Source organism: Marinomonas aquimarina (assembly GCF_900089755.1).
In the GTDB taxonomy this organism is placed as follows: domain Bacteria; phylum Pseudomonadota; class Gammaproteobacteria; order Pseudomonadales; family Marinomonadaceae; genus Marinomonas; species Marinomonas aquimarina.
The window spans coordinates 1-2,319 of record NZ_FLOC01000039.1 but is presented as its reverse complement, the minus strand read 5'-3'; the positions used below and the strand labels follow the sequence as shown (position 1 = coordinate 2,319).

The following is a 2,319-nucleotide window of genomic DNA, read 5'->3' as shown; positions in this document are numbered from 1 at the left end:
TAACCCTTTTAAGTAAGGTTGCGATTGATATGAATAGCAGTACTTATCGTCACCCTGTGAGTCGATTCCAAAAGAGCAACTTATTTAAATAAGAGATAAATAAAGATGTTTGATGAGAGCAGAGACACACTTAACGGGACGGTACCGGAAAGGGGTCAGATCCCTAAGCAGACCGCAGAGGTTGAAAGCATACCGTCCCAAGAAGTGTGTCCAGTAAAGGGCGTTGTATTAGGCGCCCCTCTCTCATTAAATGTTTTTGTTTCGACCAAAAAACAAACCATTTAACAAAAGAGAGACTATGGACACTTTAAAACTAAACACTCAACAGATACAAGCCGCCGTTGACCAGCTAACTTCACAGCCTGACGGTATCAATAAATTACTCGAGATGGCGATCAACAGTCTGATGAAGGCCGAGCGATCGGCTTATCTTGAGGCGGCGGTACAAGGCAATAAAGCAAATGGCTATCGCAGCGTGAACGGCTTTGGTATCGGGGAGGCTTTATCCCTGCAAATCCCAAGGGATCGATTGGGGCACTTCAAGCCAACATTGCTCAATATTATGCGGGATCAATCTGACTCGCTGAATGAGTTATGTTTTGAGTTGTATGCTAAGGGCTTAACAACGCGTGATATCGAATCCATCACACAGACTATCTACGGTCTGAATCGACCAGACTTTACTAGACCATCTCTTACTTATGATTCCCTAGTTTTTCGTAGGCCAGCGGTGGCATGTTAGCAGCATGGCTATGCTTACGTGTAGCGTTATAAAACATCTCTATGTAATCGAATATGTCAGCTCTTGCTTTCTCTCGTGTTACATAGATTTTTCGTTTTACCCTTTCACGTTTAAGCAGCTGAAAAAAGCTTTCTGCAACAGCATTGTCATGGCAGTTTCCTCGGCGACTCATGCTGGGCTTTAAGTTGTGCTTCTCTAAAAAACTTTGCCACTCGTATACTGTGAACTGACTACCCTGATCCGAGTGAATCAGTACAGTGCTTTTAGGTTTACGTCGCCAGACAGCCGATAACAACGCTTGAGTAACGAGCTCACTTTCCATTCTTGAGCTCATTGACCAGCCGACCACGGCTCGTGAGTATAGGTCCAAAACAACAGCGAGATACAGCCAGCCTTCATGCGTCTTAATGTACGTAATGTCAGTGACCCACGATTGATTTGGAGCTTCCGGTGAGAACGAGCGATCTAAAATGTTTTGCGCAACATGTGCAGGTTTTCCGCCGTACTTTCCAGGACGTTTTCCATAGCCAACTTGAGCTTTAAGCCCTTCACGCTTCATTAACTTTGCTACACGATGTCTGCAGATCTTTAAGATCGCTGTGAATTTTTCGATAGCCGTACACACAACCACTTTCAAGCCAAGAATGCTTAATCAGCCCAGTAAGTCTGTCATCCTCAACAGCTCTTGCTGATTTGGGGTGTTTAAGCCACGCATAAAACCCACTACGCTGAATCTTTAGCGTTTGGCACATAAGTCGGGCAGGAAAACGATCGAGCCGGGATTTTATGAACGCGTATTTTTCTTTGACTCTTCCGCGAAAAATATGGTGGCTTCCTTTAGGATATCCCTTTCTTGAGAGACCCGCTTTAGCTCTTTCTCAAGCTGACGAATACGAGCTTCTTGATCAGAGACTTCTTGGTGGTGACTTGTTTGAGGACCATACTTTTTGATCCAAGCGTATAGGCTATGAGTGGACATACCTAAGCGATCCGACACTCTTGCAACAGAGTAGCCTTGCTCAGTCATTTGTTTAACCGCTTGGATCTTAAATTCTTCAGTAAATCGTTGATTTATTGCTCCTCCTAAGAACACTTAATTGTATATCAATAAAGTGTCTAGAGAAGTCTGGTCGATTCATACTTACTGAGCCAATGAAGTAAGTTGCTAGCAGAACAACTTACTTGGAGAGATACAAGGCTGGGAGGGGGGTTAAAGGTCTGGCAACCTCCTCGGAAGAGGATTGGAAATCGCTCTGTCTATTTATTGATCGATAAATGCTTGTTTGTGATCAATAAATAGACAGCCTTGCGGTTTTCTCTTATAAATTCGATGTTTTTTAAAATTAATTCAAAAAGTGCTTGCGCTGAAAATTCTGATGCGTATTATACGCCTCCACTGACACGGCAGACCACAACGGACTGCGAAGCGAACTGGAAACAGCAAGCAACAGTGTCAACGCTCTTTAAAATAGATAATCAGATAATTTGTGTGGGCGCTCGCTGGAGACTTCTCAAAAACTTTGAAGTCTTAAGCAAGTGACCATGTCAATTCGCTTTACGTTCTTTAATCTTAGGGT

At 43.5% G+C, this 2,319-nt stretch carries 2 pseudogenes; one reads left to right on the top strand and one right to left on the bottom strand.

The annotated features are described in order from the left end of the window. Positions 1 to 298 precede the first annotated feature (298 nt). Positions 299 to 664 (top strand): annotated as a pseudogene (locus tag MAQ5080_RS17105) (transposase); the annotation flags it as partial. 31 nt (positions 665 to 695) lie between these two features. Here MAQ5080_RS17105 and MAQ5080_RS17100 read toward each other — a convergent pair. Beyond that, a pseudogene (locus MAQ5080_RS17100) lies at positions 696 to 1,817 on the bottom strand (IS3 family transposase). Between the last annotated feature and the right edge of the window lie 502 nt (positions 1,818 to 2,319).